At 37.8% G+C, this 24601-nt stretch carries 21 protein-coding genes and 1 pseudogene; 2 read left to right on the forward strand and 20 right to left on the reverse strand.

The genetic code is table 11. The features are described 5' to 3' along the window. Window positions 1–243 precede the first annotated feature (243 nt). Window positions 244–1356 carry a glutamine-hydrolyzing carbamoyl-phosphate synthase small subunit gene (gene carA / locus OVA16_RS08755; RefSeq protein ID WP_267764942.1) on the reverse strand — a complete coding sequence of 371 codons (1113 nt, stop codon included), beginning with the start codon at window positions 1354–1356 and terminating at the stop codon, window positions 244–246. Window positions 1357–1798: 442 nt separating this feature from the next. On the opposite strand from carA, the gene panB reads away from it, so the two are divergent. Then, window positions 1799–2614, forward strand: a complete 816-nt coding sequence (gene panB, locus OVA16_RS08760; protein WP_267764943.1) for a 3-methyl-2-oxobutanoate hydroxymethyltransferase — start codon at window positions 1799–1801, stop codon at window positions 2612–2614. A gap of 302 nt (window positions 2615–2916) precedes the next feature. Continuing rightward, window positions 2917–3603, forward strand: a complete 687-nt coding sequence (locus OVA16_RS08765; RefSeq protein WP_267764945.1) for an RluA family pseudouridine synthase — start codon at window positions 2917–2919, stop codon at window positions 3601–3603. 393 nt (window positions 3604–3996) lie between these two features. On the opposite strand, the gene OVA16_RS08770 is transcribed toward OVA16_RS08765, so the two are convergent. From OVA16_RS08770 to OVA16_RS08860, 19 genes and pseudogenes are all read right to left on the reverse strand, one after another. Then, window positions 3997–5424, reverse strand: coding sequence for a glycoside hydrolase family 30 protein (locus OVA16_RS08770; RefSeq protein WP_267764947.1), 1428 nt, complete (start codon window positions 5422–5424; stop codon window positions 3997–3999). Between the two features lie 11 nt (window positions 5425–5435). After that, entirely contained in the window at window positions 5436–7751 is a 2316-nt protein-coding gene (locus OVA16_RS08775) for a glycoside hydrolase family 3 N-terminal domain-containing protein (RefSeq protein WP_267764948.1), read from the reverse strand. Window positions 7752–8020: 269 nt separating this feature from the next. After that, window positions 8021–9436, reverse strand: coding sequence for a RagB/SusD family nutrient uptake outer membrane protein (locus tag OVA16_RS08780; RefSeq protein ID WP_267764950.1), 1416 nt, complete (start codon window positions 9434–9436; stop codon window positions 8021–8023). An 11-nt stretch (window positions 9437–9447) separates the two neighbouring features. Beyond that, window positions 9448–11883 (reverse strand): annotated as a pseudogene (locus tag OVA16_RS08785) (SusC/RagA family TonB-linked outer membrane protein); the annotation flags it as partial. Continuing rightward, window positions 11874–12356, reverse strand: a complete 483-nt coding sequence (locus OVA16_RS08790) for a carboxypeptidase-like regulatory domain-containing protein (RefSeq protein ID WP_324288581.1) — start codon at window positions 12354–12356, stop codon at window positions 11874–11876. The gene OVA16_RS08790 and the pseudogene OVA16_RS08785, both read right to left, overlap by 10 nt. Before the next feature lie 256 nt (window positions 12357–12612). Beyond that, complete coding sequence (locus OVA16_RS08795) at window positions 12613–12795, reverse strand: hypothetical protein (protein WP_267764953.1); 183 nt, start codon at window positions 12793–12795, stop codon at window positions 12613–12615. 53 nt (window positions 12796–12848) lie between these two features. Further along, the gene (locus OVA16_RS08800) at window positions 12849–14513 is read right to left on the reverse strand and encodes a 7TM diverse intracellular signaling domain-containing protein (protein WP_267764954.1); all 1665 of its coding nucleotides are present in this window, start codon (window positions 14511–14513) and stop codon (window positions 12849–12851) included. 97 nt (window positions 14514–14610) lie between these two features. Beyond that, window positions 14611–15072 carry a hypothetical protein gene (locus tag OVA16_RS08805; RefSeq protein ID WP_267764956.1) on the reverse strand — a complete coding sequence of 154 codons (462 nt, stop codon included), beginning with the start codon at window positions 15070–15072 and terminating at the stop codon, window positions 14611–14613. Window positions 15073–15136: 64 nt separating this feature from the next. Next, window positions 15137–15889 (reverse strand): SDR family NAD(P)-dependent oxidoreductase, encoded by a 753-nt coding sequence (locus OVA16_RS08810; protein WP_267764958.1) that lies wholly within the window; start codon window positions 15887–15889, stop codon window positions 15137–15139. A gap of 61 nt (window positions 15890–15950) precedes the next feature. Beyond that, window positions 15951–16298, reverse strand: coding sequence for a hypothetical protein (locus OVA16_RS08815; protein WP_267764959.1), 348 nt, complete (start codon window positions 16296–16298; stop codon window positions 15951–15953). 384 nt (window positions 16299–16682) lie between these two features. Continuing rightward, window positions 16683–17315, reverse strand: coding sequence for a LuxR C-terminal-related transcriptional regulator (locus tag OVA16_RS08820; protein WP_267764960.1), 633 nt, complete (start codon window positions 17313–17315; stop codon window positions 16683–16685). 627 nt (window positions 17316–17942) lie between these two features. Then, window positions 17943–18437, reverse strand: a complete 495-nt coding sequence (locus OVA16_RS08825; protein ID WP_267764962.1) for a DUF6691 family protein — start codon at window positions 18435–18437, stop codon at window positions 17943–17945. 4 nt (window positions 18438–18441) lie between these two features. Beyond that, window positions 18442–19005, reverse strand: a complete 564-nt coding sequence (locus OVA16_RS08830) for a YeeE/YedE family protein (RefSeq protein ID WP_267764964.1) — start codon at window positions 19003–19005, stop codon at window positions 18442–18444. A gap of 688 nt (window positions 19006–19693) precedes the next feature. Further along, entirely contained in the window at window positions 19694–20404 is a 711-nt protein-coding gene (locus OVA16_RS08835) for a thioredoxin domain-containing protein (RefSeq protein WP_267764967.1), read from the reverse strand. Window positions 20405–20409: 5 nt separating this feature from the next. After that, window positions 20410–20703 (reverse strand): thioredoxin, encoded by a 294-nt coding sequence (gene trxA / locus OVA16_RS08840; RefSeq protein ID WP_267764969.1) that lies wholly within the window; start codon window positions 20701–20703, stop codon window positions 20410–20412. Between the two features lie 30 nt (window positions 20704–20733). Continuing rightward, window positions 20734–21327 (reverse strand): methyltransferase domain-containing protein, encoded by a 594-nt coding sequence (locus OVA16_RS08845; RefSeq protein ID WP_267764970.1) that lies wholly within the window; start codon window positions 21325–21327, stop codon window positions 20734–20736. 8 nt (window positions 21328–21335) lie between these two features. Beyond that, window positions 21336–22724 carry an MBL fold metallo-hydrolase gene (locus tag OVA16_RS08850; RefSeq protein WP_267764971.1) on the reverse strand — a complete coding sequence of 463 codons (1389 nt, stop codon included), beginning with the start codon at window positions 22722–22724 and terminating at the stop codon, window positions 21336–21338. Between the two features lie 381 nt (window positions 22725–23105). Further along, on the reverse strand, window positions 23106–23894 hold the full coding sequence (locus tag OVA16_RS08855; protein WP_267764973.1) for a sulfite exporter TauE/SafE family protein: 789 nt from the start codon (window positions 23892–23894) through the stop codon (window positions 23106–23108). A 57-nt stretch (window positions 23895–23951) separates the two neighbouring features. Continuing rightward, window positions 23952–24575, reverse strand: a complete 624-nt coding sequence (locus tag OVA16_RS08860; protein ID WP_267764975.1) for a Crp/Fnr family transcriptional regulator — start codon at window positions 24573–24575, stop codon at window positions 23952–23954. Between the last annotated feature and the right edge of the window lie 26 nt (window positions 24576–24601).

Genomic DNA, 24601 nt, shown 5'->3' on the forward strand with positions numbered 1-24601 from the left:
GGAATGATTATGAGGATGAAATGATGATTTGGATTGACGATTTTAGATTTACGAGTTACGATTGCCGGCAAATTGCCTAACATAATTCTAGATGATCATTTTGTGCAATTGTTGAAATCGGTTAAATGGTTAATCGTTTATCTTTACTTAAAACTAAAAAGGATGTTTGCGTGAACAAACATCCCTCTAATATCGGCCAGCTAAATACCTTATACCTTCAGCCTTCCTCCGCCTACCTTTTTGCTACCAAACTAAATCGCCTTTAATCAAACTTACAAAGTCATCGAATAAGTAGCGTGAATCATGTGGGCCTGGAGAGCTTTCTGGGTGGTATTGTACCGAAAATGCTTTTTTGCCTTTCACACGGATACCTTCGATAGAGTCATCGTTTAAGTTAATGTGCGTAATCTCTACTTTATCCGAAGCTTTAACCTCTTCTGGGATTACCCCGAAACCGTGGTTTTGAGAAGTTACCTCGCAGTGGTTTTTAATGATATTTTTTACCGGGTGGTTTAATCCACGGTGGCCATTGAACATTTTCATGGTACCGATACCGTTCGCCTCTGCTAATAATTGGTGTCCTAAGCAGATACCGAACAGCGGCTTATCAGCTTCTAAAACCGCTTTTACCGTTTCGATAGCGTAAGGCATTGCCGATGGATCGCCAGGGCCGTTAGAAATAAAGTAACCATTAGCTCCCCAAGCATCCATTTCTGCAAAAGTAGTTTTAGCAGGGAATACTTTGATGTAAAGCTCTCTATCGTCGAAATTGCGAAGGATATTTTTCTTGATACCTAAATCTAAAGCCGCTACTTTAATTGCAGCATCTGGGTTACCATAGTAGTAAGGTTCTTTAGTAGAAACCACCGAAGAAAGTTCTAAGCCGTCCATTGGTGGCACTTCTTCCAATTTCTTCTTTAACTCTTGCAAATCAGTAATTTCCGAAGAAATAATTGCGTTCATCGCACCTTTGTTACGGATATGGCGAACCAAGGCACGTGTATCGATATCGCAAATACCTACAATATTCTCATTTTGGAAATTATCTTGTATAGATTCTGTGGCTTCTTTTCTAGAATAATTGATGTTGTAATTTTTACAAACCAAACCAGCAATTTTAATTCCGCCAGATTCTACCTCATCGCGGTGCATACCGTAATTACCAATATGCGCATTGGTGGTTACCATAATCTGTCCGAAATAAGAAGGGTCTGTAAAAACCTCTTGATAGCCAGTCATGCCCGTGTTGAAGCAGATTTCGCCGGTGGTAGTTCCTATTTTTCCAGCAGCCTTGCCATAAAAAACGGTGCCATCGGCCAATAACAAAATAGCTGGTAACTTAGTGTAGTTAGTCATTTAAATTACAATAAAAATTGGGGATAAAAAATGATAAAAAAGGAAGAGAGTTTTTAACGGATAATCCGTTTTTAGTAGAAGAAAAAACTGCCTGATTGAACTCTCTCATTTCGGAATACAAAGGTATATGTTTTAAATGGTTCTTTTCAAGATTTTTTAAAAAAGTTTGGATGAAGGAATAAGGTTAACTGGTTAATTGTTGAAATCGGTTAACTGAGATTGTTTTGTGGCAAATTGTTTTATTGTTGAATTGTAACATTGCTAAGCAACAACCATGCTATAACCCTAAGCTATTACTAATCCCTAACTCGTAATACCTAATACCTAATACCTAAAACCTAATCCCTAGTCCCTATTTCCTTACAACTGGCACCTGATGCCTGTCGCCTGACCACTTTATTAAAAAATAAACCCTAATTTTGCACACACCAAAACAAAAAGCATGTCGGTAAATAAAGAAATAAAACGTGTAACCACGCATATTTTGCAAGAAATGAAGCAACGCAATGAGAAAATTGCCATGCTTACCGCTTACGATTACTCTATGGCCACCATTTTAGATGATGCTGGTTTAGATGTATTGTTGGTTGGCGATTCGGCCTCTAACGTAATGGCTGGTCACGAAACTACATTGCCAATTACGCTAGACCAAATGATTTACCATGCCCAATCTGTAGTGCGTGGTGCAAATAGAGCTTTCGTAGTGGTAGATTTACCTTTCGGTTCGTACCAAGGTAATTCTAAAGAAGCTTTAAACTCGGCCATCCGTATCATGAAAGAAAGCGGTGCACATGGGGTTAAGCTAGAAGGTGGGGTAGAGATTGTGGAATCTATCCAACGTATCATCACGGCCGGCATCCCGGTAATGGGTCACTTAGGTTTAACACCGCAGTCTATCTATAAATTTGGAACTTATACCGTTAGAGCAAAAGATGAAGCTGAGGCAAATAAACTGAAAACAGATGTTTTAGCCTTGCAAGAAGCAGGTTGTTTTGCTGTTGTGTTAGAGAAAATTCCAGCTAAACTTGCTAAAGAGGTTACAGCAAGCCTTGATATTCCAACTATTGGTATTGGGGCTGGGCCTAATTGCGATGGACAAGTGCTGGTAGTTAACGATATGATTGGCCTAACCAAAGGATTTAAACCTCGTTTTCTACGTCAGTATTTAGATTTATACGAAGGCATTAAAGGCGCAGCACAATCTTACATTGCCGATGTGAAAGCGAATGATTTCCCGAACGAAAAAGAACAATATTAGATTGGAACAAGGATAAAAGAACAAAGAATAAGGATTTTTGGAAAGCAGTTTTAGTGCTAATTGGTTAAATCAGCCCCGCTTTTTGTTCCAACTTTTTTGTAAACGTCACAGCTGTCAATTACTGTCATCCTGAGCTTGTCGAAGGATTTTTATGGCAAGAACGCTTCGACAGGCTCAGCGTGACACCAACAAAAAAGGTTTTCACTTCAATCGGGTTTAGCTAACAAAAAATAGTGCAAAGAACTTAAACCAGACAGCAACTACGATTAACCATTTCATCGATTTAAACAATTAACCAACCAATGGCCATTACCGAAGCAGACGTACTTTACGAAGATAACCACCTTATTGCAATTAACAAAAGAGCTGGCGATGTAGTGCAAGTAGACGAAACTGGAGACCAACCCTTAGACGAAATGGTAAAAGAATTTCTGGCACTCAAATACAACAAGCCTGGAGGTGCATTTCTCGGCGTAGCACATCGATTGGATCGGCCAGTTAGTGGTTTAATTCTTTTCGCTAAAACCAGCAAGGCTTTAGATAGAATGAATGCCATTTTCAAAAATCGTGAAATCAAGAAAACTTATTTTGCGGTGGTACGAAAAAAGCCAGCTAAGCCACAAGGCAAACTCATTAACTGGTTAATTAAAGACCCCAAAAAGAACGTAGTAAAGGCTTTTGATTACGAAGCTAAAGGTACCCAATACTGTGAATTGGACTATCAAATGATCGCCGAGCTTGACGGTTACTATTTGCTTAGGGTAAATCCGCTAACTGGCCGCTCGCACCAAATTAGGGTACAGCTTTCTACCATGGGCTGCCCTATTGTTGGCGACAATAAGTATGGCTATCCGCGTGGCAGCAAAAAAGGCAGCATTTGCTTACATGCACGTCAGTTAGAGTTTGTACATCCTGTAAAGAAAGAACCAATTAAGATTTTTGCCAAGCTGCCTAAAGATGGTTTTTGGGAGAAGTTTGAGAAGTTTTAATATCAATCGATAGTTGTGATTTACAATCTCGACAGTAAAATTATGGATTTAAATCCATTGTTGATAAAATCCATACCAACAGCAAACGCCTCGCCCGTTGGGCACCCCTCTGGAAGAGGGGACTTGCATCCAACATTCCCCTCTTCTAGAGGGGTGGTTGAAAACCGGGGTGTTTTTAGGATGAAATTATATACTTCACAATCCGTCGTGCTGATTTTATTTTGCATCTGCCAACGAGGTCAACATCTAATTAATCGCTTTAAGATTCCCGCCTATGCGGGAATGACGAGGAAAGTATTGACCAAATTCAAATTTTCTACTTTCTATAAAAAAGAAAACCCCGCAATTGCGAGGTTAACTTATTCAATCAAATATAAACTAGGAAGATATTTTTTACCAAACGAAGGTAGCTGCTGCACCTGCTGGCAATGTTGGTGTTACTATTTTACCTTTATCGCTGATGTTAAAGGTTTGATTGGTATTGCTGGTGTTCATTACTATCAAAGCTTTTTTACCGTCTGGAGTTTTAAAAGCTACATTGCTTAAAGTCTGATCTGCTGAAGAACCAATTCTTACCGAACCTGGCCTTACAAACTTCGAAGCATGTGCAATTACATAATATGCTACGTTTCTAGTGATTGCTGGAGCAATGGTTATCGCCCCTAAGCAATTAGTACACCCACCATCTGGCGTGTGCGGATTATAGTTTGCATCTGCTGCTAAATTCCACTCCAACACGTTTCTACTCCAGTTTCTAGTTGCGCCAACAATTAGTGTACTCACATGCCACTTCAAATCTTCAGGAAAATTTCCAGGTCCACCAACCCACTGCTCCGTAAAATAAAGATGTTTATCTGGGTAAGCATCATGTACTTTACTCAAAGCATCAATTTTACCCCCGTATAAGTGAAATGCAGAACCATCAACGTATTTACTCGCCTCAGGATCCGCTAAAATGCTCATCGGATAATCTGGACGATCGGCATTATGATCGTATAAAATGATCTTAGTTTTTATTCCCGCTTTTTGAAATGTTGGACCTAAAGCGGTTTTAATAAACTCTGCCTGATCTTTAGCTAACATCAATAAGCTTGGCGTATTACCCGGATGCAAAGGCTCATTTTGGATGGTAATTGCATCAATGGTAATACCTTGTGCTTTCATAGCCTCAATATACTTTACAAAGTAATTGGCATAAGCCTGATAAAATTCTGGCAACAAACTTCCGCCTTTGTAGGCTTTGTTCGTTTTCATCCAAGTAGGCGGAGTCCATGGAGAACCTAAGATTTTGATGTTCGGATTAATTGCTAAAATTCTTTTCAGCACAGGAACCAAATCGGTCATTTCTTCTGCAATAGAAAAACGTTCCATGTTTACATCGGTTTGGCCAGCTGGCAGTTCATTGTAGGTGAAAACCTTTGCACTTAAATCAGATGCACCAATGCTTACCCTCAAATAACTGATACCAATGGCATTGCCTTCTGTTGCAAAAAGTTCTTTCAATAAAGCATCTTTTTCTTGTTCGGGCAATTGGTTAATCAAAGTTGCACTACCGCCAGTTAAGGTATAACCAAACCCATCAATGCTTTGGTAAGTTTGATTTTCATCAACTGTGATGGTTTTATGAGTATTTGCAGCTGTACCGAAATTTAAAGCCACATCTTGTTTTTGTAGGAGCACTGATCTATCGCCTTTGGTTATCCAAAAAGCTACATCTGATTTTCCTGTAGTATTATTATTTGGTGTTACCGAATTCTTTTTGCTAGCGCATGATGCGAAAGCCAGTGCAACAGCAACACATCCTGTTAATAATATCCTCATCTAATCATTATTTAAGGTGTATAATTAAAGTTTACTTTCTTGTCGCCTAATTGTACGGTAAACTCGCCTTCGCCTGTTGTTTTTACAAGTTCTGCATTTACGTAGGCAATATCTTCTGGTGTAATTTTAAACGTAACGGTTTTGCTTTCGCCTGCTTTTAAATCGATTTTCTCGAAACCTCTTAAACGTTTCACATCAGGACTGATATCATTAGCTACTAAATCTGAAATGTAAAGCAATACACTTTCTTTTCCGGCTACTTTACCCGTGTTGCTCACATTCACGCTAATTTCTAAGGTTTGCCCTTTTTTCAAAGTATTGCTACTTAACTTAATATCGCTGTAAGAAAAAGTAGTATAGCTTAAGCCGTGACCGAAAACATATTGAGGGTTGTAATCTGCATCGTAATTGTAAACACCTTCTGTAGTTTCTCTAGATTCTGATGGTTTGTGGTAATAAGTAAACAAAGCATTTGGGAACTGAGGGTAGGTGTAAGGCAGTTTTCCTGATGGATTAACATCGCCATACAATACATCTGCAATGGCATCGCCACCAAAATTACCTGGCAAATAGCTTTGCAAAATTGCGCTCATGTTTTTCTCAAACTTGCTGATTACTCTTGGCCTGCCTTCGTTTAACACCAACACAATGGTTTTTCCTGTCGCTGCCAATTTCTTAGCTAATTCGGTTTGTAAATCAGAGATATACAAATCGCTCAAGTTGCCCGGAGTTTCTGTATAAGTATTTTCGCCTAAGCAGAGCACAATTACGTCGGCATTTTTAGCTGCCGTAATGGTTTCATCCATTTTATCAGCGAAATCTTCGAAATATTTGCCATCCATTTTATAGCTAACACCTGGTAAGTAAGTTACGTTAGCCGCACCAACCTTATTTTGGATAGCTTTAACAATGGTATTGTATTTCGAGGCAAACTCTTCTACTTTTTCGCCTTGCCAAGAGTATGTCCAAGCGCCGTTTAAGGTTCTCATTGAGTTCGCATTTGGGCCAGTTACTAAAACTTTGGCAGTTTTGCTTAATGGCAAAGTATTATTGTTGTTTTTTAGTAAAGTCATTGATTCTGCAGCCGCATCATAAGCAGCCTTTTCAAATTCTTTGCTTCCAAATTTTGGATAATCTTTGATGTTGGTAACTGGTTTTTCGAATAAGTTTAGCTCATATTTAGCAGTCAAAATTTTTCTTACGGCATCATCAATACGAGATTGTTTTACTTTGCCTTCTTTAACCAAAGCAATTAAATCATCACAGAAAGGCTCATAGTTGTAAGCAATCATCGACATATCGATACCTGCATTAATTGCCATCATTACGGCTTCTTTATTGTCTTTAGCTACGCGATCACGTTTGTGCAAATTTTCGATATCTCCCCAATCGGTTACTACCAAACCTTTAAAGCCTAGCTCTTCTTTAAGCAACTTGGTTAATATTTTATAGTTGGCATGTACTGGTACACCGTTAATTGAACCAGAGTTAATCATGATGGTTTTGGCACCAGCATCAATAGCGGCTTTAAAAGCGGGCAAATGATATTCTCTTAAAGCTTGATCTGAAATGATTGCCGGAGTTCTATCCTTGCCAGAAACTGGAACTTGATAGCCTAAGAAATGTTTGATAGAAGAAGCTACTTTAAATGGATTAGAAACATCGTTATCATCGCCCTCTAGGCCTTTAATCATTTGTATGCCTAGTTGTGAAACCAAATAAGGATCTTCGCCAAAACTTTCCCACTGGCGAGGAAAACGAGGGTCGGCACCTAGATCTAAAATAGGAGAGAAGTTCCAAGGAATGGCGCTTGCACGGGTTTCGTAAGCAGTTACGCTAGCTCCTTGCTTAACCAAAGCTCGGTTAAAGGTTGCCGCCTGACCAATTTGCTGAGGGAACATGGTAGCTCCAACTGTATAGGTAGCACCGTGAACTTCATCAACCCCATAAATTACCGGGATTTTATTCTTGCCTTGTTTAAGGGCTACATTTTGTATTTCGTTAATGATGTTGTACCAAACTTGTGGCGTTCTGGCTCTATTGTTTGAGGTATTTAATACCGAACCAATATGGTATTGTAATAAAGCTTTTTCGGTTTCTTTCTTATCTAAAGAAAAAGGCTCATCGCTGGTGTAGCGATCTTTGCCCTTGCCTATCACATCTAAAGTAATTTGAGCCATCTGGCCTACTTTCTCCTCAACCGTCATTTTAGACAATAAGGCATTTACTTTTTGGTCAATTTCTGATTTGCTTAATTTCTTTTGCGCAAAAACTGAAGTAGCGGCTAAGAAAAGTAAGAGCGATAAACTAAAATTTTTAATGTTCATAGTGTGTTATTTTGGTAATTTGATGCCTTAAAAATAAGCAGTCAATTCCCTTTAATAAAAGGTTGATGAGTGCATCAACCGTATGGTAATATCATTGCGAAAACTAGTAACACGCTTGAGTATCTAACCAAAATAGGTGTCTACATATCTAAAAAGCCGTTTTTCCTATCTGTTAGACAACAGTTACAATACGCTTAAAAAACAATGCCCTGTAGTAGTATTGTAGTATGAGCACCTAAAGTGCCCACACTACAATTTTTACGTCTACTCTACAAGTTAGGGTTACGGTCACGCTCTGTCTGCGGAATTGGGAACAGCAACTTCGATTCTGAAATGTTGTACAAAAGATTTCCATTACCATCGCGTTGTGCATTCATTATGGCAACTGCACGGTTGGTACGCAATAAATCGAACCAACGATGGCCTTCGAAAGCTAGCTCTAACCTGCGCTCTTTTTCTATAGCCAAGCGCATTGCCGCTTGTGTGTTTGCAGGGGTTCCACCTAAATTTACACGGTTACGAATTTCATCTACAATGGTTTTAGCGGCCGACCAGCCAGTAGCTGATAATTCATTTAATGCTTCTGCTTTTAGCAATTTAATATCTGCTAAACGCAGGATATAAGAATTAGCCAAATCATCGTTACGATATTTATTGATGAATGGATAATTAGATTTGCTCCAGTAAGCATCGGACCAACCTTCGGTAGATACGTTTCTGAAACTGATACTAGAATTTTTACGGATCACATCGCCTTCGGCATCAAAAGCAGCTACCAAATCATTTGTAGGCGTACAGAAACGTTTCCAACCCGAACCAACAATTACGCTGGTCATCCAGTTACCACGACCAGTGGGCCCACCCCAACCGTCGTACTGCATCTCCCAAATAGATTCGGAGTTATTTTTATGTGCGCCATCAAATAGATGGTCGAAATTTGATACCGGAGCATAGCCGCCTGCAATTACTGCATCGGCATATTGATTTACTTTTGTCCAATCTGGCGTAGGTTTAGAGGCGTGAACTTTTGCTAACAAAGCATTTACTACACCTTTTGTAATGATGCCTTTATTTGGCGCTGTAACACGTACATCTGGTAAAGCCTCTTCTAAATCTTTGATGATTTGGGCATATACCTGATCTACCGTAGAACGAGGTTTTTGCATTTCCTCTAAGCTAGTAGGCGATTTTAAAACCAATGGAACAGCACCCCATAAACGCACCAAATGGAAATAAAAGTAGGCTCTCAATGCTTTTGCTTCGCCAAGCATTTGCGCTCTTCTGTTACCTGCATCTAGCGCAGCATCCTGAATATTCGGCACATTTTCTAATACCTCGTTGGCATTTTTGATATTGGAATATAAGCCGCCCCAATCGCGACCAATGTTACCATTTGTAGCACTAACATCAAATACATCAATTTGAATATTAGCCGGATTATCGCCTCCTGCGTAAGCATTGTCTGCCGTCACATCACCATTAATCATGTAATCCCAAATGTGATAATCGTTATACATACCACCGTAAACACCAGCCATTAACTTCTCTGCACCAGCTGCGGTAGTAAACGCTACATTGGCAGTTGCCTGGTTAAAGGGCTGTTTATCTAGGAAATCTTTTTTACAGCTCTGCAAGCCAAATGCCGCAGCTGCAATCATTACTAAAGTATATTTATTTAGTTTCATCTCTTTAAATCTTAAAATCCAACATTAACACCAAACAAGAAACTTCTTGACTGTGGGTAAGTACCATAATCAACTCCCATAGCTGGGCCATTTGCAGAGTTCACATTTACTTCTGGATCTAAGCCAGAGTATTTGGTAAAAGTGAAGATATTATAACCCGTTGCAAACAAGGTTAACTTACTCATCTTCAGCTTTGCTAAAGCTGCCGAACCAAAGCTGTATGATAAGGTTGCTGTTTTTAAACGTAGGTAAGAAGCATCTTCTACAAAGCGGCTAGAGGTTAATGAGTTTTCTGCACTTCTTGTTGCTCTTGGCACATTAGTTAATTGACCCGGTGTAGTCCATCTATCTAACACCGCAGTAGATTGATTTTTAGAATCGAACATACCTTCTAAATCAATTCTAGATGCATTAAACAATTGATTGCCCTGTACACCTTGGAAAAAGAAATTGAAATTCCAGTTTCCAAAAGTTAGGTTATTGGTTAAGCCGTAAATAAAATCAGGTTGTGCCGAACCAATAAAAGTTCTATCGGCGGGATCTGCAGAACCTGTAGTTCCATTGTTGTTGGTATCTGCATATTGCGCTGCACCCGTAGCAGGGTTTACACCTGTAAATACATAGCCATAAAAACTACCCAAGGGACGGCCAGTAACAATTCTAACCGCGGCATCACGCTCGTAAATACCAGCGAAATCTAAAGATTGCGTGGTAGTACCCAAACTGGTAACCTTATTGCGGTTGATAGAGAAGTTAAGATCGGTTGTCCATCTGAATTTTTCACGATCCACATTTTTGATAGAAAGCACAAACTCCAAACCTTTGTTTTCCATAGAACCAACATTGTAAGCTTGGCTGCTAAAGGTAGAAGATGGAGGTAACTGTACATTAATCAACAAATCATTTGTTTTTTTCAAATAAGCATCGGCCGTAAAAGTTAAGCGGTTATTAAACATGGTTAAATCTAAACCAATATTAGTTTGCGTAGTTTTTTCCCATGATAGCTCATCGTTCGCTGGATTTTGCAAATTATATTCGCCCTGTGCATTAATGCCGTACAACTTCATATAAGCATAGTCTCCAATCCCTTCATCGTTACCTACTTTACCCCAGCTTCCACGAAGTTTTAAATCGTCAATAGTTTTGCTGTCCTTCATAAAATTCTCTGCAGAAATTCTCCAACCTGCAGATACAGAAGGGAAGTAACCGAAACGATTTTCCTTCGCAAACCTAGAAGAACCATCGGCCCTGAAGTTAGAGCTGAAAAGGTATTTATTATCGTAAGCATAAGTGATACGAGCCAAATAAGATTGCTTGCTCCATTGTGCTCTTTGAGGAATAGTTAGTGCTACGGATGGTGCTATTGGGTTACCAGCGGTATCGAAAAAGCGAGTACGCTCATTGTTTTTGTACTGCCAATCAGAAGCTTGTAGCGTATAACCACCAGTTGCTGTAAATGCATTTTTGCCTACGTTTTTGGTATAGTTTAAAATATTTTCGTTTAACCAAACATGGTCGTTCGTAGTATTATCACGATAAACACCACGCTCCTGACGGCCATAAGTAGTTAAAAAGTTATCGGTAAAGTAACGATAGAAATTTTTATTTGAATTAGTGCTGATCGTAGATTTTAGGTACAAATCTTTGGTAAAGTTTACTTGAGCACCAAAAGCACCGATAAATCTAAAGTTTCTGTTCAAGTTGTTAGACCCAAATGCCAAGGCTAATGGGTTATCCCAACCACCCGCATTAGGAATAGTGGTATATTGTCCATTTGGTTCAAAAATACCAATGGTTGGAGGCGTAGTTAATGCCCCTAAGATAACACCACCACGAGAAACGCTACTGTTATCGCCAACATCTACAGATTTGCTAGAAGTTAAAATGGCGTTACCAGTTAATTTTAACCAAGGTGTGATGTTCTGCGAACCATTAAAGTTAGCCGTGTATCGATCTAGTCTCGCTGGTGCTACCACTCCTTTGTCTTGTTGGTAACCGCTAGAGAAATAATACTGACCTCCTTTTACACCACCAGATATAGAAACTTGATACTGATTTTGAGTTCCTGTACCAAATGTTTCCTTTTGCCAGTCTGTGTTTTCGGCACCTCCAAAGCTAGTGTAACCCAAATCGGTCATCAACGAAATGTACTGGTCGCGGTTTAGCACATCTTGCGTTTGCCAAAAGTTAGAAAAGCCTGTAAATGCATTAAAACCTACTTGTAATTTGTTTGCCGAACCTTTTTTAGTGGTAATTAAAACTACACCGTTTGCACCGCTAGATCCGTAAATAGCCGCAGCAGAGGCATCCTTCAAAATGGTCATTGTCTCAATGTCATTGGCATTCAAGAAGCTTGCGTCACGAGATGTCACTCCATCAATGACATAAAGTGGACTATTGGAAGCTGTGATAGAAGTGTTACCTCGAATACTTACAGCTATACCTGCGCCTGGTTTGCCAGATTGTGAAGAAACCTGAACCCCGGCGGCTCTTCCTGAATAGCTTGTAGAGGATTGGTGATAGGCTGGTTTTCCAAATCTTTTGAAGAAACAGAAACCACAGCAGTGGTTAAGTCCTTTTTGGTAGTGGTACCATAACCTACTACAATCACTTCGTTAAGCTTATTATCATCTTCCGAAAGCGTAATTGTTAATGTCGTTCTATTGTTTACAGGTTCTTCAATTGCCTTAAAACCTATAAATGAAAAGGTAAGTATGGCGTCTGCCTTGGCCTTTAATTTAAAAGTACCATTACTTTCTGTAGACACTCCTAAATTGGAGTTCTTAACCCTAACGGAAACCCCTGGTAGAGGTAAACCTTGTTGATCTTTCACTTGACCACTGATGGTAATCTCTTGTCCCATGACATAACTCACGAAACAAAAAAGAAACCCTGCAAGCAACGTAATTTTCTTGTTCATATTTTTACAGTTAAATATTTAGCGAGGGTAAAGTTAAGTTCATTTTTATGTTAAATGCAAGTTAAAATTTACATAAAATACTGTAAAACAATAACTTATATTAATTTTGATACGCTATAGCACCTTAGTGGATGGCCTTACTTACTATTGATTTTCAGTACCTAACGGTTATTTAGGGAAAGCGTTAAGCAACTAGCTTGATACGCTTGAGCACCTTATCGAAAAAAAATGCATTTACATTAAAATTTAGAGGATTTTAATCTAATACCAATAAGCTCCAACCGTTTTTATTCGATTTTTTGAGCATAGATTTTCGCTCTTCCATGATGGCTTTTACACGGGTTCCGTAGGTCCAGCAGGTGCTTTGCCTAATATTTAATAGCTCAGAAAGTTTATGTGAAGAGATTTTTCCTTTGGTAGAATAAATCAAGAAAATCATGTAAAATGCTTTATTGATGGGAATGCGTGTATTATGAAAAATAGTATAACTCGTTACCGATTGTCATAATCGCATTTACTGCAGCGGCGGCTGTAAGGTGTATGACCAGCATAGAAATGATCGTTTTTACACTTTTTACAAGCGTAACCATTCTTCCATTTCAGTTCTGCCAAAAAGCTATCACAGCTTTCCTTATCAGGATAGATTTTACTAAACTCGTCAAAATCAACATCAGCCGACATTACTCTGTCTCTAGTTACTTTCTCTACATTGATTTGTAACTCCTGATTGTCTTGCTCCAAAAGCACATTCATTCTTGAGATTTCTTCCGCTTGCTGTTTCAACTGTTCGTTAGCCCTCAGCAATTCCTCATTTTGGGCCTCAATAATTATTGATTTATTAAAAACCTCTTTGGTACGAGCTTCGACTTGCTCTTCTAACTCTTGGTTCAATTTATCTTTCAGCTTAACGTTAACGCTCATTTGCTGAATCATTTGCCGCTGTGCTTTTTCCTTTTTCTTTTTTAGGATGCGTACTTTATCGCCAATGGCAAATGATAGGAATATCATCTCTAAGACGAAACAGAAACTCAGACTATAATAGCTGATGACACCAAAATTTAACCACGAAATCCCCAACATGATTAAGAATTTGAGCATAAACCCAAAAAATAAAAAGCTATAACCTAATACAAAGAAACGAGCTGGTTGATAGCCGTTTTTAAAGATGTAAATCCCTGTGAAAAAAGCAACCGTTAAAGGGATAAACTCTAGAAATTTGTAATTAAATAGTTCTTGATCGAACAATAAACAATAGAGAAAAAACAACGATCGAACTAGAATGACACCGATAATCAATTTGTTGAGCTTAGGTGCTTTGGCTTTTACAAAGAGTAGTTCTCTAGTAAATAGTAACGCAAAAATACTGGTGGCACACAGAAAAAACGCATAAGCAATTTGGTTCCAATTGGGTGCATTTGGCCATAGGTACTGATAGGCAATACCATCTGAGCTCATTTCAAATAAACCTACGCTCAAATTGTATAATACATAAAACAGATACTGTTTTTGCCGTATGGCGATGTACATAATTAGATTGTAAAAACTGAAAACCAGGATCATGCCGTAAAATATCCCGAAATAGAAATACTCATCTAGCGCATAGGAAATAAACCAGTTTACAGACCTAAGTACAATAATTACGTCTGCTATTTGGGATGATTGTATTTTGAAATAGTAGGTTTTAACCTCGTCATTATCATTATTGATGTAAAATTCGAAGTTCTTGTGAGATAAGTCTCTATGTTTGAACTGTAACCGATCTCCTAGTTCTTTTACATCGTAATTTCCATTGCCATTAGGAGCATAAATAGTAAGATGATCTATGGTTTGATCGAAAAGCTCTAACAAAAATCGGTTATTAGCTTTGCTATTATGCTTGATGTTGATTTTATACCAATAAGTAGTGTTAAAATTTGCGGTTTGTGGTGTGCTTTTGATGCTTGGTTTAAATTTGCTAGCAAATAGCGTACTGCTTATTTCTTCAAAAGTGAACTGTGCTTTTGGGTCTTCTAAAACCTCAATTTCCGAAAAATTGAAAATATGTTGCTCTATATTGTCGTTTATCTCTACTATTTTTTGGGCATGAGCAATTGAGCAAAACATACTGCCAGCAAAAAATAAATAGAAAGCACAAGCACGCCACACAGTTTTAACCATACAGTTTTTGTAAGAGCCTACAAAGCTACGCAAACTATAAGAGCTAAATTAACCAATCGTTAAAATTACATTGCTGTTATTCTTTTCGCTTTTGAAACTAATTACAAGTTACTTTTTTAAAAATAATGGTATTGTTAAATTGCACTTGGCTCAAATCTTTAAACCGAACTTTGTCGCCTTCATCCTCAACTTCGCCAAAACCCTCTATCAACTGATCTCTTTTTTTTAGAAAAACTACTTCACGTACCGATTGTTTGCCTTCTGAATTAAATGTGTAATCTGCAATCAACGTATCTCCTCGCATTTCGCCTGCTATGCTCCCGTTGTTTTTATCTTTTTCGAACCATTTGTAGCTCAATTCTCCCGTAGATACCATGCCTGTTGTAATTAAAGTTAGCTGCGCAGTATCTTTACCTTTAATATAAGAATAGCAATCTTGCTTTGCTATTGGAATATTGCCCGCCACGGTATCATTTTCTACTTTTTGTCCGGTTACTTTAGTTCTTTCTTGGCAAGCAAATAAACCTGCCGAGATTATTAATGCACCAATAATTCTCATGTAGTCTTCTAGTTTTAGTTGATTAGAAGAACGTTGAAACTCTAAAAATGTTTTTGATAAAGAACTAATTGCCTTCTATTCTTAAGATACTGCCGCTCGGTAAAGATTTATCATTATCCATTTCAAAAATCTTTTTCCCAACAGTTACAGCATCATTTAAAGCGCCATCTTCTTTAAGTGCTATAAACCGTTCTATATCTTTAAAATTGCTTTTATTGCTTTGGCGAATTTCGGTTTGCATATCAGTATCTACCACACCTGGTGCAATTGCGAGGGCTTTAACGGCATACTTAGCATCGGCCTGTTCTGCGGCAATGGTTTGGGTTAACATATTTATGGCAGCCTTGCTGCTGCAATATACCGACCAGCCAAAATAAGGTTTTAACGCAGCACCAGAAGTAATATTGATAATTGATTTCTCGATTGTCCAATCTTTAAAATAGTGGATGAAAAGCGAACTTAATATAAACGGCACAGTGGTGTTTAACAATATCGTTTTTTCAATTATATCTTGGTTTAACCGATCTAAAGGTGCAATAGTACCCAATGTGCCCGCATTGTTGATTAAGGTAATTTTGCGCAATTTTGCTTTATCAAGTAAGCTAAATATGTTGATCAGCGTTGCTTCTATGAGATTTGTTTGCGTAAGGTCTAGCGTTATTTGGGTTACGCCGCTCTCGGTTAATTCTGTATTAACAGTTCTAGCAATTGAGAATATACTTGTACCATTCGCTAAGTATGCCGCAATAATGCCTTTTCCAATTCCTTTGCTTCCTCCGGTAGTCACTAATACTTCTTCCATAATTTCTGTAATCATTTGTCATAAATATATGGTTAGCCTAGGTTAAACACAAATAACATAACAGGCAAAAGCGTTGCTATTCTCTTTTTAATAAGATAACTTCATCATTTTGAGAAAACATATATCCATATTCATAACAAAAAACATATACGTTTCCTGTTTCGGCAAGGTAGTAGTGTGTATGGTAATCAAAATCGAAACCTTTTTTAGCTAAGCTCTCTTTTTTTACTTTGTTATTACCATTGTTGCTCTCTTCTTTTAACAGTTTTCTGTTTTTATTTAAGATTTGATTTATTTTTCTGATGGTTTCTCCGTCTTCACTCTTACGCTTGTTATTGTAATTGTTTCTGCATTGATCATCACAAAACTTCTTATCTGCCCGTCCTTTAATCTCGGTGTGGCAATCTAAACAAAATCGACTCATAGGCTTTATCGGTTTGTACCAACTAAAAATACGAAGAAATTATTGGAAAAAATGCAGTAAATGGCATTTATATGATTATAAGCGTTTATAAACGGTTATTATCCGAATATATTTTCCCACGACACCGATGTTTGTCTTAACATTCTATTAAAGAATAGTATAAAACGATTTATAAACGTTAAAGCTATTTAATAGCTATTATTCTTAATATAAATATCCTTAAAAAATTATCAATTACCTATGAATAGGCAGCCTACTTTAATAGTAGCTGCCTTTTTTGTTCTACGAAAGTTTTAGTTTTTTTATAAAACAATAAGTGAGAAGCTAAGCCCGCTAGGTAAGAGCTAAATTTTAGGGCTCATTATTAAACAATTGATGCAGATATCAAATCAGCTCCTGCTCACGTGCATAAGAAAGTAGTTCTGTAATTGAATTTACGTTTACCTTGGCCATCATTTTACGCCGATGCGCCACAATGGTATGCCTGCTTAAATGTGTTTGCTCTGCGGTTTGGGCAATAGACAATCCGCGGGCAAAATACTGCAAAAGCTCAAGTTCACGTGCCGTAAATAATAGCTTTTTTGTTAAATTAGAATTTAGCACAATATCGCTAATGGTGGGAGAGATATATTGCTCGCCTTGCGAAATAGTGGTAAGGCATTCTAAAATTGTACTGAACCCCGAAGACTTACTTACAAAACCATTAGGGTTGTAGCTTAAAATATTGGTAATTGCCGTTGGGCTTATTACCGAGCTCATAATGATAATGGTAACGCTTTTATTTAACCTTTTTGCCTCGTTAATTAATGGTAGCCCATTTTTTTGCTTCAGGTAATAATCTAAAAATAGATAAATTGGAGATTGGTGATGTTTGATTAAGAAATGGGTAAGCTCCTTCTCTTCGCTAAAGGTATGTACCGAGCTGAAAAGTTCCAACCGTTCAATTAATGCAGAAAATGAATCAGCAAATAAAAGATGGTCGTCAAAAATAATTGCAATAGCGTCGTTTTTTTTCATAAACGAACCAAATATATCATAAAAGTATGGAGAAGCTTTATATTTGTAGTTCTTAGGTTATTTTATGGCAAATTAATGCTATTGATGTATTGTATAATAGCATAAGTTTGCTATTTATTTTTGATGCTTTACAAAATTCTTTTTGCGTTTTTTTATCTTTTTTGGCTAAAATAAAATAGAAAATGTTTTAATTAAGCTCAGTTTGCAATTGAATGTTTTTGTACAACTATTCGTAACAATTTATTGTTGTTTCTTTAAACTTATATAGCATTAATTTGCTATAATTAATTAGGGTATAATTTACTTGGTATAAACATATTACCTTTGAAATAGTACATGGATTTAACAAAACATGTTAGTCTTAAAAGATTGACGGAATGTTATCTAAGGTTTGATATGATGAATACACCCATTGTCATCAATTGTGCTCTCGATACATTTTAGAGGTAAATTTTGATAAACAAAGTTTACCTCAAATATTGCCGATTTCTTTTAAAGACATTTGGCCCTATATCTACAATATTCTTAAAAGTAGTTTTTTCTGACACGTTAAGTAACGTAGTCAGGAAATCTTACTTGAACTGAGCCAAGTAGTTGTTAATGTTTAATGAAAACTTATTGAAACGACTAATGCGGCAGTTTATCCCTCAGTAAACCATACACCCAAGTGCCTGCAATAGCGCTCAAAAGTGTTACCGAAATTACGGTTGCACCCGTGCCAATTTGGGCGAAAAGTGGCCCCGGACAAGCACCTGTTACTGCCCAGCCCAAGCCAAACAGTAAACCACCATAAATTTGACCTTTGTTAAAAGTTTTTGGATGAAATTCGATGGTTTCGCCGTAAATGGTTTTGATGTTGAATTTTTTAATCAACCAAATAGAAATTGTACCTACTAAAATAGCACTGCCAATAATGCCATACATGTGGAAAGATTGCAGGCGGAACATTTCTTGAATACGGAACCAACTTACTACTTCGGATTTTACGAACACTACGCCAAATAGCAGTCCCACAATTAAGTATTTAAGGTTGTGGTACCACTTGTGCGTTAAGTGACTTTCGTTTACACAAATGGTATCTAAAGATCTTACTTCAAAATCTGTATTTTCTTGATTTTTCATAACATTAAAGTGCTAAAATGTGAGGTAAAATTAAATTGGCCATGATAAAGCCGCCAATCATAAAACAAATGGTTGCAACTAAAGAAGGCCATTGCAAGTTTGATAAACCCATAATGGCATGTCCGCTGGTGCAGCCGCCAGCATAACGCGTACCAAAACCTACCAAAAAGCCACCAACTACCATCAATAAAAACCCTTTTAAGCTTAGTAATGCAGGCCAGTTCATAATGTCTTCTGGCACTAGGTTATTATAATTGGTAATACCGTAGCCAGATAATTCTGTAACTAACTTAGGATTAACTTGAATAGGGTTGGGGTTTGCAAAAATGCTTATGGCCAGTAAGCCACCCAGCAATATGCCGAACACAAAAAATAAGTTCCAAGCCTCTTTCTTCCAATCGTATTTAAAAAACGGAATGTTTGCCGGCACACAAGCGGCACAAATGTGCCTTAACGATGAGCTAATACCAAAAGACTTGTTGCCCAATATCAGCAGTGCAGGTACGGTTAAACCAATTAGCGGTCCAGCAATGTACCAAGGCCAAGGTTGCTTTAAAAATTCTAACATAATTTTATAATGTAATTCTGAATGTTACAAAGGTGCAATATCGAAACTGTAAGTTCGGTTACTTTGGTTACACAAGGAGATTGTTTTAAAGTTCTCATTCTTAATTATTGATGTGTAGCGTAGATTTAGGCCAATTTCCTCGTCTCGAGCGCAGCCGAGCGGTCTTTTAAGCTTAAATTGTAGCGATGGGTTAAATGTCAAATCCAAAAATACTTCTACTTTAGTTTCTTATCGGATATACATAAATATTAAGCTGTTTTTCGCTCTATGCCGCGAGGCATTTTACTTTTGAGGCATCAAAAGTAAACAAACCCGGAGCGCAGCGTAGCTCATTCATGCCAATTAAAATATTAATAGATGAATAAATGCTTTTCAATCCCGCTATGTGCCTTTTCACAAGCCAACGCTCATCAAAAAAACAGTGGCATTTCGTTTTGCTAGCAATTCCTAAAACATTGTTTGTGCAAACCCCAACGCAAAACCACTGCGTTTAAGATTTGGTAGTGCTATTTTTTCTGTTGTGCTCCTGTTTTTTTGATTTAGCTGGCACTGGGGATTGACGGACGTGCTTAGCTTAAGACAGCAATATATGAACTGACCTTAGCAAAATGCCAAAATGCAATGAGTAAAATTATGTTTCCACGATACATCCCCAAAAGCACTCTGACTTAAAGCTCTAAAATTAACTTTACTTCAACTGCTTACGTACCGTAGTTTCCTCAACAAAACCTAAATTATCCCAAACTAATTTTTCGTTTTTATAGAGTTTAAGTACAGGTAGTGCCTCAATTTTTAGATTTTTGCAAAGGTCAATGTTGGCATCGGCATCAATACGTACAATTACCACTTTATTGGCCATGTCTTTAGCTATTTTATCTAAATAAGGTTTCATTTTCTTACAAGGTATACACCAATCCGCATAAAAATCTATCAATACCATTTTGTCTGATTTTAATAGCTTTTCGTATTGTGCTAAAGTCATTCCTTTGGTTGCTGTTGCATTGGTATCTTTGGTTTCTGGTAAGTTGTTGGTTCGCCATTCCATCATCCCGCCAGGCATTTCTACTATGTTTTTAAAGCCTACGGCACTTAATTGTTTTACCGCAATTTTGCTTCTGCCGCCACTTAAACAATATACGTAAACAGGTTTTGTTTTGTCTAGTGCGGCAATTTTATCTTCAAAATGTTTATCGTTAATGTTGGCATTGATGGCATTTTGGATATGCCCATTTTTAAATTCACTTGGCGTACGAACATCAAGGAGTTGGATGTGGTGTTCTTTTTCGAGTTGTTTGGTCAATTCGGTAGCCGAAACACTAGTTATGGTAGGGGTGGTTTGAGCGTAACTGTAACTGGCTAAAATTATTGCGGCAACACAAATGAAAATACTTTTATACATAGATTTTATAGGTTTTGGGTAATTAATCTTTCTAAGTCGGCAACTGGAATTAAACCCGACTGGCGCCAAATGATATTTCCTTTTTTAAATAAAATGAGCGTAGGCACACCGCTTACTCGGTAGGTTGCTGCTGCTTGCTGATTTTTATCTACATCTATTTTAATGATACTGGCTTTATCGCCCACACGTTTTTTGAGGTCTGCTAACATAGGGGCCATCATTTTACATGGCCCACACCACTCGGCAAAAAAGTCTATTAAAACGGGTTTATCTTGATTGATGATTTCTTGAAAAGTCATGCCAAATATTTAATTACTTAGATAGGATATTTACTTCTTTACAAAGTTGATAAAAACTTCTGTATTTGTTCTAGGCTTGATACTATTGTAACAATCTTCCAATTTTTTGATGGAGAAATATTTTTCAAATAACGTTTGGTATTCGATGGTATTTCCTCCAAAAGGTGGGCCTTGTTTTTGGAAATCTACATTAAACAGCAGACCTATAATTTGCCCATTTTCTTTTAATAAGGATGCAGCTTGTGCTACATAATTTTGGCGCAACTTAGGATCTATGGCACAAAAAAAGGTTTGCTCAATCATTAAATCGTACTGGCCTTTATGCTCAAAAAAATCGCCAAGAATAATTTTTACTGATGGATTTTTGGCATATTTCTGTTGTAGCTGAGCTACCGCTTTTGGAGCAATATCTATCAGTGTAATGTTGGTAAAACCATTTTGGAGTAACCAATTGGCTTCGTGAGCATTGCCACAACCCGGAATTAAAATAGCGGCATCTTTATTAGTGTATTGTGCCATATAAGTAATAATGGCGGGCGAGGCCATACCAATATCCCAGCCAGTTTGTTGGTTTTCCCAACGGCTATTCCAAAAAGATTGATCGAGTGGATGTGTCTGTTGCATAATGCTTTTTAATCTGTAAGTTTTGTATTAGCCAACCATTCTTTCATACCGCCCGAGAAGTTTTTTACATCGTTGAAACCATTTCTCCTTAAAATGGAATAGGCAATGGCAGCACGATCGCCACTTTGGCAATGGATGATGACCTGCTTATCTCTACTAATTTTATCTAGGTTATCTTGCAAAGTACCAACAAAAATAGGTTCTGCACCTTCAATATGTCCATCTTGGTATTCTTTCGAATTACGTACATCAACAATTTGTACATCATCTTTACCTAAATAAGTTTTAAATGTTGCTAAATCAATCACATCGGCGGTTTGTAGCTCAATGTCTAAATCATCAACGCTTTCAACAAAGCCATAAATATGGTCAAGGCCAATGCGCATTAGTTTTCGTGTAATTTCTTCCATCTCGCTAGCATTGGCAACTAAAATAAACTGTTCTTGGTAGTTTAAAATCCATCCCGCCCAAGTGGCTAAGCTATTGTTATGTTGTATGTTTATACTGCCCGGTAAAAATCCTTTTGCAAAATCAGCTTTGTTGCGGGTATCAATTACTTTTAGGCCGTCTGCATAAGCTTTTTTAAATTCTGCTGCGGTTAATTTGTTATGTTTTGGCACTTCAACTAGTAATGGTCTTTCTACTTTGTTAAGGTGTTTCATCATGGCAAAATATTTAGGTGGCTCAGGTTGGCCTTCCAATAAATAAGCTACAAAGCCAGCTTCATCGTTCTCGTATTTAAAAGCCCAATTTCTAATTTTTTCGTAACCTACGGTTGAGCTTGGCACCGATCCCAAAGCCTTACCACAGGCAGAACCCGCACCGTGGCCTGGCCAAACTTGAATAAAAGGTGCTAATTCGGCAAAACGTTGTACCGATTGGTACATTTGTTTAGCACCTTTCTCTTGCGTACCTGCTAAGCCGGCTGCTTTCTCTAGTAAATCTGGTCTTCCAATATCGCCTACAAAAACAAAATCGCCCGTAAAAATCATTACTGGTTGGCTAGTTGCCGGATGATCTGTTAATAAAAAACTGATGCTTTCTGGTGTATGGCCAGGGGTATGTAAAACCTCTAAAGTTAAGTTGCCCACCTTAATTATATCGCCATGCTTTAAGCCAACGTGATCAAATTGGTATTGCCAATCTGTGCCGCCTTCGTCTGATAAATAGAGTTGAGCGCCCGTAACGGCAGCCAATTCTCTAGAACCCGCTAAGAAATCGGCATGGATATGCGTTTCGGTAATTTGGGTAATTTTAAGGTTGTTTTGCGCTGCAATTTTTAAGTAAACGTCTACATCGCGTTGTGCATCTATTACAATGGCGTTGCCTTTGGCTTGGCAGCCGATGATATAGCTCGCTTGAGCTAAACTTTTATCGTATACGTGTTGAAAAAACATAAGTTTTGAATATTTAAGTGATGATACAAATTTGCGACTAATAGTTTTGTAGTACAGTTACTTTGGTTACACAAGTGAGGTTATTTTTATGAAGTGTTAATTTTTTTGCTCGCCGCCGCTGGGCTCTTACTTTTTTTCAGAATTTCTTTATGTTTTTAATTGCCTTCAAGCTTGCTTCGCAGGTTGACCGCAAAATTAACAAAACCGGAGTTTACGGAGCTCATCAGCTTTGCTGATAAACTCTCGGCTGCGCCCTGTTCTATTAAAGTCAGAATGTATGCTTATTATTGCTACCCGAACAGGCCAAGGCCGATTTTAGGTAAACGGAGATGTTTTGCTAAGGCTGGAGTTGATCTACCGTGCAAGTCTGTTAAAATCACGTTACTTCAAAATGGTTTCTTTCATCAAAATATAAACGCCCATTACCAGAACAAACCAGCCAAAAGCAGGTTTTAGGTTTTTGCCCTCTATTTTGGTAGATAGGTAACTGCCTATAAAAATGCCGATAATTGCAATAAAGGTAATGGTTAGTAGAAACGACCATTGGATTTGGCTTTGACTAATGGAGAAGATAAAACCTGCCAAAGAATTTACAGCAATAATAAGTAGCGATGTACCAATGGCTGTTTTAATAGGTAACCTTAATAAATTAACCAAAGCTGGGATAATTAAAAAGCCACCACCGGCACCAATTAATCCGGTTACTATGCCTACAGCCGAGCCTTGTATAATTATTGATAAGGCTGTAGTTTGCGGTAGTGTGGTATTGTTTTTTGTATCTTTTTTAATCATGCTGTAAGCTGCAAAAAGCATGAGCACCGCAAAAAATACCATCAGTAAAATAGATTTGGTTAACAAGAAGTTTTCTACCTGAATTACGTTTTCGGGTATAGCGGGTAGCAAGAAATGTCTTGTTAAAAATACGGTAACAATTGAAGGTAGGCCAAAGTAAATGGCGGTGTTTAAATCAATTAATCTTTTTTTAAAGTAAGAGAATGAACCTGCCAAGCTGGTAGAGCCTACCACAAATAGCGAATAGGTGGTGGCCAGAACTGTATCTACCGCAAAGAGGTAAACTAAAACCGGTACGGTTAAAATGCTGCCGCCGCCCCCAATTAAGCCCAGCGAAATGCCTATGAGAATTGAAGCCAAATATCCTGTTATTTCCATGTTTTACTTTGATGGTTCAAAGCTAGTGCAAAGCCAAAAGGAATACAGTTACTTTAGTTACACAAGGGTAATTTTGTTTCTGCCTAGTTTCACAGTGCCTTGGTCTTCTAGCTGTTTGAGCAAGCGAGAAACCACTACCCGTGCCGTACCCAACTCATTAGCCAATTGCTCGTGTGTGATGGCAATAATTTTGTTGTTGGTAAGTTCAGCTTTTTTGTACAGCAGGTTAAGCAAACGTTCATCTACTTTTTTAAAGGCAATGGCGTTAACAACTTCTAGTAATTCTTCGAAACGTTTGTGGTATAAGCGGAAAATATAGTCTAACCATTGCGGATATTCCTTGATAAAAAGGGAAACCTTATCTATTGGTAAAAATAATATCTCGGCATCTTCTTCCACTTCGGCCTTTACCTTGCTGGTTTCGTTGTGCATGCCACCCAAAAAAGACATGATGCAGCTTTCGCCAGCTTTAATGTAATACAGTAAAATCTCTCTGCCATCTTCTTCGGTGCGAATAACCTTCATACTGCCCTTAGTTACAATAGGGATAGCCCTGATGTGTGCATTTTCATTCAAAATCACGCTGCCAGCTGCATAGGTTTTCATGATGCTGTTTTCGTACAGTTTCTTGATTAGCTCTGGCGATGATTTTAGTTCTTCTACTTGATTGAGATTTTCCATGAGGTAAAGTTAGGGATTTAGTTTAC

Origin of the sequence: Pedobacter sp. SL55 (assembly GCF_026625705.1) — a bacterium.
Lineage (GTDB): Bacteria > Bacteroidota > Bacteroidia > Sphingobacteriales > Sphingobacteriaceae > Pedobacter.

Bases quoted from the DNA above. Each gene is read 5' to 3' on its own strand.
- OVA16_RS08775 (WP_267764948.1), bottom strand. From the start codon at position 7,751: ATGAACATTAAAAATTTTAGTTTATCGCTCTTACTTTTCTTAGCCGCT.
- carA (WP_267764942.1), bottom strand. From the start codon at position 1,356: ATGACTAACTACACTAAGTTACCAGCTATTTTGTTATTGGCCGATGGC.
- OVA16_RS08805 (WP_267764956.1), bottom strand. From the start codon at position 15,072: ATGAGAATTATTGGTGCATTAATAATCTCGGCAGGTTTATTTGCTTGC.
- OVA16_RS08845 (WP_267764970.1), bottom strand. From the start codon at position 21,327: ATGCAACAGACACATCCACTCGATCAATCTTTTTGGAATAGCCGTTGG.
- OVA16_RS08855 (WP_267764973.1), bottom strand. From the start codon at position 23,894: ATGGAAATAACAGGATATTTGGCTTCAATTCTCATAGGCATTTCGCTG.
- OVA16_RS08815 (WP_267764959.1), bottom strand. From the start codon at position 16,298: ATGAGTCGATTTTGTTTAGATTGCCACACCGAGATTAAAGGACGGGCA.
- OVA16_RS08825 (WP_267764962.1), bottom strand. From the start codon at position 18,437: ATGAAAAATCAAGAAAATACAGATTTTGAAGTAAGATCTTTAGATACC.
- OVA16_RS08770 (WP_267764947.1), bottom strand. From the start codon at position 5,424: ATGAGGATATTATTAACAGGATGTGTTGCTGTTGCACTGGCTTTCGCA.
- OVA16_RS08800 (WP_267764954.1), bottom strand. From the start codon at position 14,513: ATGGTTAAAACTGTGTGGCGTGCTTGTGCTTTCTATTTATTTTTTGCT.
- panB (WP_267764943.1), top strand. From the start codon at position 1,799: ATGTCGGTAAATAAAGAAATAAAACGTGTAACCACGCATATTTTGCAA.
- OVA16_RS08820 (WP_267764960.1), bottom strand. From the start codon at position 17,315: ATGAAAAAAAACGACGCTATTGCAATTATTTTTGACGACCATCTTTTA.
- OVA16_RS08850 (WP_267764971.1), bottom strand. From the start codon at position 22,724: ATGTTTTTTCAACACGTATACGATAAAAGTTTAGCTCAAGCGAGCTAT.
- OVA16_RS08830 (WP_267764964.1), bottom strand. From the start codon at position 19,005: ATGTTAGAATTTTTAAAGCAACCTTGGCCTTGGTACATTGCTGGACCG.
- OVA16_RS08780 (WP_267764950.1), bottom strand. From the start codon at position 9,436: ATGAAACTAAATAAATATACTTTAGTAATGATTGCAGCTGCGGCATTT.
- OVA16_RS08860 (WP_267764975.1), bottom strand. From the start codon at position 24,575: ATGGAAAATCTCAATCAAGTAGAAGAACTAAAATCATCGCCAGAGCTA.
- trxA (WP_267764969.1), bottom strand. From the start codon at position 20,703: ATGACTTTTCAAGAAATCATCAATCAAGATAAACCCGTTTTAATAGAC.
- OVA16_RS08790 (WP_324288581.1), bottom strand. From the start codon at position 12,356: ATGAACAAGAAAATTACGTTGCTTGCAGGGTTTCTTTTTTGTTTCGTG.
- OVA16_RS08795 (WP_267764953.1), bottom strand. From the start codon at position 12,795: ATGATTTTCTTGATTTATTCTACCAAAGGAAAAATCTCTTCACATAAA.
- OVA16_RS08810 (WP_267764958.1), bottom strand. From the start codon at position 15,889: ATGATTACAGAAATTATGGAAGAAGTATTAGTGACTACCGGAGGAAGC.
- OVA16_RS08835 (WP_267764967.1), bottom strand. From the start codon at position 20,404: ATGTATAAAAGTATTTTCATTTGTGTTGCCGCAATAATTTTAGCCAGT.
- OVA16_RS08765 (WP_267764945.1), top strand. From the start codon at position 2,917: ATGGCCATTACCGAAGCAGACGTACTTTACGAAGATAACCACCTTATT.